Raw genomic sequence first — 7,869 nt, 5'->3', positions numbered from 1 at the left:
TCCTTGAAGCTGCCGGTGAAGTGCAGATTGTCGAACTTGATCCAGACCTCCGCCCCCGTCAGCTGCGACAGCTTGCGCGAATGCCGCGTGGGCGTGTGGTCGACCTGACCCGCGATTCGCGCGCGGGCGGCCCGGATATCGTCAAGGGTGACGGTCATCGCAGCGTTTCCATATTCGCCTCGCCATGCCGGCGGGCGGATTTGTCGCGCCTGTTTCGCGCGTTGCGGCGTTCGGGTCCAGAGCGGCGTCTTTGACCGTGGAAACGCGGGGGGTGGTCGTGCGATACTGGCGCCAAGAGCAAGCCTGCCCCGGAGGAAGCCCATGTCGATCCGTCCCCTCGTTCTCGCGGCGGCGGCCGCCGCCGCCGCGCTTACCGCCTGCGCCCCGGTTCCGGGACCAGGCGGCGCGGTCCAGCCGGCCGTGTTCCGCGCCGACGACTTCGCCTGGTCGCAACGCGGCGGGCAGGGCGGAATCCAAGGGCGGGTCGCCTACCGACAGGACGGCAAGGCCTACGCCTGCGTCGCCTCGGCGGGTCTGACGCCCGACACGCCCTACACCCGCAACCGCTTCCGCACCCTCTACGGCTCGACCGAGCAGGCGGCGGTGCCGGCGGCGGTGGTCCGCGCGCGCGACGTGGGCGAGGCGGGGGCCGACTACCGAGGCTACGTCCGCTCGGAACGGTGCGAGAACGGGCGCTTCTCCTTCACGGGCCTGCCTGACGGCGGATGGTTCCTGATCGTGCCGGTCCGTGCTCAGGGCGACGAGGGGCCGCTGGTGCTGATGCGCCATGTGGTCACGCGCGGCGGCCGGGTCGTCGACGTCACGCTCTGACGCCGTCGAACGCCTGAATGGCCGCAGTAACGCGGGTCGCCATCTTCTCGTCGCAAGCGCCCGGCCTGATCGCGCGTTCGTCCGATCCGTGGGGAGGCGTTCATGTCCCAGCACAATATCAGCGGTTCCGAGGCCTTCAATCGCGGGCCGTCCGTCCATATCCGCCAATACCGTCCCGGCGGGATGCGCCGCCGCCGCGCCCGCACCGCCCTGATCTTCATCGCCGGCGCCGTGGCCATGCTGGCGGTCGGCCTGGCCGTGGCGGCGGCCGTCTTCGGCCCGGCCCTGTCCAACTGACGGGCGGTTCGTCGCGCCTTCTGGTGGAAACCCGGACTTAAGGCCTTTGGCGCAGGATCGGCCGCATGGACATCCTGCCCTTCATCGCCTTGGCGCCCTTTCCGGTCCTGATGGTCGTCGGCGGCCTGCACGACCTGACGACCATGCGGATCCCCAACTGGATTTCGCTGGCGCTTCTGGCGGCCTTCTTTCCAGCCGCCCTGCTGCTAGGCGTTGCGCCGCTGGACGTGGCGGCTCACGTCGGCGTGGGTGTCGCCGCCCTGCTGGCCGGCATGGCCCTGTTCGCCCTGAACTGGGTGGGCGGAGGCGACGCCAAGCTGCTGGCGGCCGCCTGTCTGTGGATGGGGCCGGCCGGCAGCCTGCCCTTCCTGCTGTCCAGCGCCATTGTCGGCGGTCTGTTCTGTCTGGCGCTGATCACCGCGCGCCGCACCATTCCCGTCTTCCCGGGCCTGCCCGGCTGGGCCGCCCGTCTGCTTGAGCCGAAGGGGGACGTTCCCTATGGCGTCGCCCTGGCCGGCGGCGCGTTGCTGGCCTTTCCCGCTTCGCCGCTCGTGGCGGCCTTCGTCGGCGGCTAACGGCGTCATTCGGCGCTTAGGACCGCATTAACCGGTCGCATCCATGATCGTTAACGCAGGGCGGAGAGCCGCGCCTGCGGGAGACCGTCAGGATGAAGCCTGCCCGCATAGCCGTGATCTGCATCGCCGCCGTCTCAGCCATCGGGCTGGCGCTGGTTGTGCGCGCCATGGGATCTTCTTCACACCAGCCCAGTCGCCCGGCCGCCGCCGCCGTCGTAGAGACCCGGCCGATGACCCGGGTGCTGGTCGCCGCGAACGATCTGCAGCCGGGCAAGCGCCTGGGCGACGCTGACATGGCCTGGAAGGACTGGCCGTCCGACGAGGTCAACCCCGCCTTCATCGTCGACGGCCCCGCCAAGCCCGCGACCGACGGTCGCGCGGCCGAGGCCGCCGCCAAGGTCGCCCGGGCGGCGACCGAGGCCACGACGGGCGGAACCAAGGGCGAATACGTCGGCTCCGTGGTCCGCGAGACCATCCTGAAAGGCGAACCGATCGTCGCGCGTAAGATCGTGCGTGCGGGCGACAGCGGCTATCTGGCCGCCTACCTGGAACCCGGCATGCGGGCCATGGCCATCAGCGTCACGGTCGAGACCGCCGCTGGCGGCTTCATCCTGCCCGGCGACCGCGTGGACGTCGTCATGACCCGCGAGTTCCCGGCCCAGTCGGGCGGCAGCGGGACGCAGTATTCGACCTCCACCGTCATGCGGAACATCAAGGTCCTGGCCATCGACCAGACCACCCGCGCAGCCGACAATGAACAGGCCGTGGTGGGCGCCACCGCCACGCTGGAGGTCACGCCCGGAGACGCCGAAGCCCTGGCCCAGGCCAAGTCGGAGGGCGAGCTGTCCCTGATGCTGCGCTCCTACGCCGACACCGCCGGCCCCTCGGGCGCGGTGCGCGCCGCAGCGCGGCCCAACGCCCCCTCGGCCGTTCGAATCTATCGCGGCGGCGCGCCGGAAACGGTGGCCATCCCATGAAAGCCGCCATGCCCCGGACCCTGCTCACAGCCGTCTGCGCCGCTCTGATCGGCCTGGCCCCCGCCACGGCGCCGGTCGCCGCCCTTGCCCAGACCCGCGCCGCCGTCTCGACCGGCGCGGCGCCGCAGTTAATCAATCTGCCGCGCGGCACCTCCTTCGCGGTGGACCTGCCGGCCGACGCCCGCGACGTCATCGTCTCCAATCCGCAGGTGGCTGAGGCCATGCTGCATTCGCCACGCCGGATCACCGTCATCGGCATCGCGCCGGGCGAGACCGATGCGGTCTTCCTGGACGGGGCGGGACGCACCATCCTGGCCTTGCGCGTCCGCGTGGACGCCGGCGTCAGCGCGTTGCAGGACACCCTGACCCGACTGATCCCCGGCGGCCGCGTCCAGGCCGAGGCGATCAACGACAGCGTCATCCTGACCGGTTCGGTCGACAGCCCGGCGCAGTCCGATCAGGCCCAGCGCATCGCCCGGGCCTTCGTCGCCACGCCCGAGAAGGTGCTGAACATGATCAGCGTCGCCGGCTCGGACCAGGTGACGATCAAGGCGCGCGTGATCGAGGTGCAGCGTTCGGCGGTCAAGCAATTGGGCCTGGACGTCAACGCCGTGCTGAACAGCGTCGGCGACGGGCTCAGCTTCGCCCAGAGCGCCACCTTCGGCGTCAGCGGCTCGCAGCTGGGCGGCGGCGTTCTGGGCTACACCGACGTCAGCGGCGACGGCAACCGCCTGACGACCAATCTGCGGGCCTTCGAGCGGGCGGGCCTGCTGCGCACCCTGGCCGAGCCCAACGTCACCGCCGTCAACGGCGAGAGCGGCGAGTTCCTGGCCGGCGGCGAATTCCCGGTGCCCGTGTCCCAGAGCAATGACGACAGCGGCACGACCGTCGGCATCGAGTTCAAGCCCTATGGCGTTCGCCTGGCCTTCCGTCCGATCGTCCTGTCCGAGGGGCGCATCTCCCTGCAGCTGTCGACCGAGGTGTCGGAGCTGTCGAACGACGGCGCCTTCACCCTGAACCCGACCGCGAACACCGCCCTGGTCATTCCGGCGCTGAGCGTGCGCCGGGCCTCGTCCACGGTCGAACTGCCCAGCGGCGGTTCGCTGATGATCGCCGGCCTGCTGCGCGAGGAGACCCGTCAGAACATCGACAAGCTGCCCGCCCTGGGCGACGTGCCGGTGCTGGGCGCCCTGTTCCGGTCGCGCGACTACGTGTCGGGCCAGACCGAACTGGTCATCATCATCGAGGCCTATGTGGTGTCGCCCACCTCTCCGGGACGGATGCAGAGCCCGGCCGACGGTTTGCAGATCGCCAACGACGCCCAGACCCTGCTGTTCGGCCAGCTCAGCCAGCGCTACGGCAGCCCGGCGCCGGCCGCCGCGCCCGGCGCTGGGTGGCAGGGCCCTGTCGGCTATGTGATCGAATGAGGCGCGCCGTGAACCGTACCGTCCTTGTGATGCTGCTCGCCGCCGGCGCCGGACTTTCGGCCTGCGCGACCGCCGACGACGCGTCGAGCCCGCCGCCGCTGAACGCCCTGTCGCGCTACGTCCTTCAGGTCGAGCCGGGCGTGGACCGCATCGCCCTGGCCGTTCACGACGAGGGGTTGTCGGGCAATCAGCACGCGGCGCTCGGCGCCCTGGTCGGCCGCTTCGCGCGCGAAGGCGCCGAGGTCATCCGCGTCGAGGCGCCGTCCGGCGACGATCCCGCCGCCGCCCGCGCCGCCTGGGGCGTCCGCGACGCCCTGGCCGGCATGGGCGTGCCGTCGGAGCGGGTGCTGGTCATGGCCTATGACGCGCCCGATCCGCGCGCGCCGGTCCTGGCCGGGTTCGAGACACTTCGCGCCCATGTGCCCAACTGCGCCGCCGTCGGCGGTGCGGGCCAGATGAGCTATTCCAACCAGCCGACCAGCGACTTCGGCTGCGCCGTCACCGCCAATCTGGCCGCCCAGATCGCCAATCCGCGCGACATCGTCGCACCGCGCGGCAGGGACGCGCCGGACATGGGACGCCGCTCCAAGGTGTTCGACACTTATCGCGCCGGAGAGCGCACGGCCGCCCCCCAGGAGGAGCTCGTGGACGGAAAAGTCTCGCGGGCCGTGGACTGACCGATGAACAACGCGCGCGCCTATACCGATCTGGACGTCGACGGCTTCGAGATCGACGATGCGTTCGACGCCCCCGCTCCGTCGCGCGAACCGCTGCAGTTTACCGCCGGCCCGGCGCCTGTCGCCGCGCCAACCGCCCCCGCCGCGCCGGTCATCGAGCCGCCGGTCCCCGCCTTCAATCCCGTCGGCGAACTGGTCGCGGGCGCCCAGTCGGCCCTGGCGCCCGCCGCCTCGATCGGCGAGGTGTCGGTGCCGCGCATCGTCATCCACGTCTTCGCCGAGCGCCAGGACACCCTGGCCGCGGCCGAGCGCGCCGCCCAGGACCGGCGCCTGTCGCGCGCCACCACCCAGATCCGCATCGGCGGCGTCGCCGCTGCGGTCGAGGCCTATCAGCACGAGCCGACCCCGCCGCTGATCATCGTCGAATGTCTGAAGGACCCCCAGACCCTGCTGTCCGAGGTCGACCAGCTGGCCGAGGTCTGCGACGCGGGCACCAAGGTCATCGTCGTCGGCCCGACCAACGACATCCTGCTGTTCCGCGAACTGATGCGGCGCGGCGTCAGCGAATATCTGGTCGCGCCGCTGCAACCCCTGCAGCTGATCGCGGCCATCGGCGGCCTGTTCAACGACCCGGCCCAGCCCTTCGTCGGCCGCTCCATCGCCTTCGTCGGCGCGCGCGGCGGGGCGGGCGCATCGGCCGTGGCGCACAACACCGCCTATGCGATCTCGGAGCGGATCGGCGCGAACACCGTCATCGTCGACTACGACCTGCCGTTCGGCACGGCGGGGCTGGACTTCAACCAGGACCCGCTGAACGGGGTGGCGGACGCCCTGGGCCAGCCCGACCGGCTGGACCCGACGCTTCTGGACCGGATGATGGTCCGCTGCACCGACAAGCTCAGCCTGTTCGCCGCCCCGGCGACGCTGGACAGCGACTGGGACATCTCGACCGACGCCTTCGAGGAGGTGACGACGCGCATCCGCTCGACCGCGCCCTTCGTCATCCTGGACCTGCCGCACCTGTGGTCGCCGTGGATGCGCCGCACGCTGATCGCCGCCGACGAGGTGGTGGTGGTGGCCACGCCCGACCTGGCGTCCCTGCGCAACGCCAAGAACATGATGGACCTGATCCGCCAGGGCCGGCCCAACGACGCGCCCCCGCGCCTGGTGCTGAACCAGGTCGGTCTGCCGGGCCGCCCCGAGATTCCGGCCAAGGACTTCGGCGCGGCCCTGGGCGTGCATCCCAGCCTGGTGATTCCCTTCGACGCCAAGACCTTCGGCTCGGCGGCCAACAACGGTCAGATGATCCTGGACGCCGCCGCCAAGACCAAGGCGGCCGAGGCCTTCCAGACCCTGGCCCAGATCGTCTCGCGGCGCGAACTGCCGGCCGTCGCCGGTCCCAAGGGAACGGCCGCCAAGCCGGGCAAGTCGGCGCGCGAATCCAAGTCCCTGTTCGCCTCCATGTTCAAGAAGAGGCGCTGACGCGTGTTCGGCAAACGAACAGGCCAGCCCGGCGTCGCGGCGCCGCCCCGACCGGCTCCCGCCCCGGCGCCGGAGCCTGCGGACGCACGCCAGCCCATTCCCTCGGCTTCGTTCGCCGCGGGCGAGCCGCTGGACGCCGCCGCCGCCTTCGCCCTGGCCGACGCCCCGCTCGTCGCCGCGCCCGAGGCCAAGGCCGACCGGCTGGACGCCCTGGCGGCCCGCCCCCGTCCGGCCCCTGAGCCCGAGGTCGCCGCGCGTCCTAAGAGCGCGGCCGGTCCCAAGCCCACGGCGGGCCTCGAACAGCTGAAGAAGGCCCAGGCCGTCGCCGAGATCGTCCGGGAGCAGAGCGACTACTACCACGCCACGAAGACGACCATCTTCAACGCGCTGATGAACACCATCGACCTGGCCCAGCTGGCGCAGCTGGACCAGAAGGCGGCGTCGGAAGAGATCCGCGACATCGTCGCCGAATTGGTGGCGATCAAGAACGTCTCCATGTCGGTGGCCGAGCAGGAGCACCTGGTCCAGGACATCGTCAACGACGTCCTCGGCTACGGCCCGCTCGAACCGCTGCTGGGCCGCGACGACATCGCCGACATCATGGTCAACGGCGCCGGCCGGGTGTTCATCGAGGTCGGCGGCAAGGTCCAACTGACCAATGTGCGCTTCCGCGACAACGGCCAGCTGATGAACATCTGCCAGCGGATCGTGTCGCAGGTCGGCCGCCGCGTCGATGAAAGCTCCCCCATCTGCGACGCCCGCTTGCCGGACGGGTCGCGCGTCAACGTCATCGCGCCGCCGCTGGCGATCGACGGGCCGACGCTGACGATCCGCAAGTTCAAGAAGGACAAGCTGACGATGAAGAACCTGGTGGAGTACGCCTCCATCAGTCCCGAGGGCGCGCGCGTCCTGGGCGTCATCGGCGCGGCGCGATGCAATGTCGTCATCTCGGGCGGCACAGGTTCGGGCAAGACGACCCTGCTGAACACCCTGACGGCCTTCATCGACCCGACCGAGCGCGTCATCACCTGCGAGGACGCCGCCGAACTGCAGCTGCAGCAGCCGCACGTCGTGCGCTTGGAGACCCGGCCGCCGAACCTGGAGGGCCAGGGTCAGATCACCATGCGCGACCTGGTCAAGAACTGCCTGCGGATGCGGCCCGAACGGATCATCGTCGGCGAAGTGCGCGGCCCCGAGGCCTTCGACCTGCTTCAGGCCATGAACACCGGCCACGACGGTTCGATGGGCACTCTGCACGCCAACTCCCCGCGCGAGGCCATCAGCCGGATCGAGTCGATGATCACCATGGGCGGCTACGGCCTGCCGTCCAAGACCATCCGCGAGATGATCGTCGGCTCGATCGACGTCATCGTTCAGGCCGCGCGCCTGCGCGACGGCAGCCGCCGGATCACCCACATCACCGAGGTGGTGGGGCTGGAAGGCGACGTCATCGTCACCCAGGACCTGTTCGTCTACGACATCACCGGCGAGGACGCGCACGGCAAGATCACCGGGCGCCACCGCTCGACCGGCATCGCCCGCCCGCGCTTCTGGGACCGCGCCCGCTACTATGGGCTGGAGCGCGAGCTGGCCGACGCGCTGG

The 7,869-nt window shown here is 70.7% G+C and carries 8 protein-coding genes and 1 pseudogene; 8 read left to right on the top strand and 1 reads right to left on the bottom strand.

The genetic code is table 11. The features are described from left to right. Nucleotides 1-158, bottom strand: a pseudogene (locus B2U11_RS15755) (threonine ammonia-lyase); the annotation flags it as partial. 163 nt (nt 159-321) lie between these two features. Between B2U11_RS15755 and B2U11_RS12340 the strand changes: the two are divergent. From B2U11_RS12340 to B2U11_RS12305, 8 genes are all read left to right on the top strand, one after another. Next, nucleotides 322-831, top strand: coding sequence for a hypothetical protein (locus B2U11_RS12340; RefSeq protein WP_292072069.1), 510 nt, complete (start codon nt 322-324; stop codon nt 829-831). A gap of 102 nt (nt 832-933) precedes the next feature. Next, nucleotides 934-1,128 carry a hypothetical protein gene (locus B2U11_RS12335; protein ID WP_292072067.1) on the top strand — a complete coding sequence of 65 codons (195 nt, stop codon included), beginning with the start codon at nt 934-936 and terminating at the stop codon, nt 1,126-1,128. Nucleotides 1,129-1,193: 65 nt separating this feature from the next. Continuing rightward, the gene (locus B2U11_RS12330) at nt 1,194-1,703 is read left to right on the top strand and encodes an A24 family peptidase (protein ID WP_292072065.1); all 510 of its coding nucleotides are present in this window, start codon (nt 1,194-1,196) and stop codon (nt 1,701-1,703) included. Nucleotides 1,704-1,795: 92 nt separating this feature from the next. Next, entirely contained in the window at nt 1,796-2,680 is an 885-nt protein-coding gene (gene cpaB / locus B2U11_RS12325; RefSeq protein ID WP_292072063.1) for a Flp pilus assembly protein CpaB, read from the top strand. 8 nt (nt 2,681-2,688) lie between these two features. Then, the gene (locus B2U11_RS12320) at nt 2,689-4,107 is read left to right on the top strand and encodes a type II and III secretion system protein family protein (protein WP_292072061.1); all 1,419 of its coding nucleotides are present in this window, start codon (nt 2,689-2,691) and stop codon (nt 4,105-4,107) included. An 8-nt stretch (nt 4,108-4,115) separates the two neighbouring features. Next, entirely contained in the window at nt 4,116-4,784 is a 669-nt protein-coding gene (locus B2U11_RS12315; RefSeq protein ID WP_292072059.1) for a CpaD family pilus assembly protein, read from the top strand. A 3-nt stretch (nt 4,785-4,787) separates the two neighbouring features. Further along, complete coding sequence (locus B2U11_RS12310; RefSeq protein ID WP_292072057.1) at nt 4,788-6,266, top strand: AAA family ATPase; 1,479 nt, start codon at nt 4,788-4,790, stop codon at nt 6,264-6,266. A 3-nt stretch (nt 6,267-6,269) separates the two neighbouring features. Further along, nucleotides 6,270-7,869 (top strand): CpaF family protein (locus B2U11_RS12305; protein WP_292072056.1); only part of this gene is annotated, 1,600 nt, incomplete at its 3' end.

It is taken from the genome of Brevundimonas sp. UBA7534, assembly GCF_002479325.1.
Lineage (GTDB): Bacteria > Pseudomonadota > Alphaproteobacteria > Caulobacterales > Caulobacteraceae > Brevundimonas.
Note: the sequence above shows the minus strand (reverse complement) of the source record. Positions and strands in the feature narration are given on the sequence as shown.

What these genes read in the sequence shown, in the direction of transcription:
- cpaB (WP_292072063.1), top strand. Translation starts at nt 1,796, where the DNA reads ATGAAGCCTGCCCGCATAGCCGTGATCTGCATCGCCGCCGTCTCAGCC.
- B2U11_RS12340 (WP_292072069.1), top strand. Translation starts at nt 322, where the DNA reads ATGTCGATCCGTCCCCTCGTTCTCGCGGCGGCGGCCGCCGCCGCCGCG.
- B2U11_RS12310 (WP_292072057.1), top strand. Translation starts at nt 4,788, where the DNA reads ATGAACAACGCGCGCGCCTATACCGATCTGGACGTCGACGGCTTCGAG.
- B2U11_RS12335 (WP_292072067.1), top strand. Translation starts at nt 934, where the DNA reads ATGTCCCAGCACAATATCAGCGGTTCCGAGGCCTTCAATCGCGGGCCG.
- B2U11_RS12330 (WP_292072065.1), top strand. Translation starts at nt 1,194, where the DNA reads ATGGACATCCTGCCCTTCATCGCCTTGGCGCCCTTTCCGGTCCTGATG.
- B2U11_RS12320 (WP_292072061.1), top strand. Translation starts at nt 2,689, where the DNA reads ATGCCCCGGACCCTGCTCACAGCCGTCTGCGCCGCTCTGATCGGCCTG.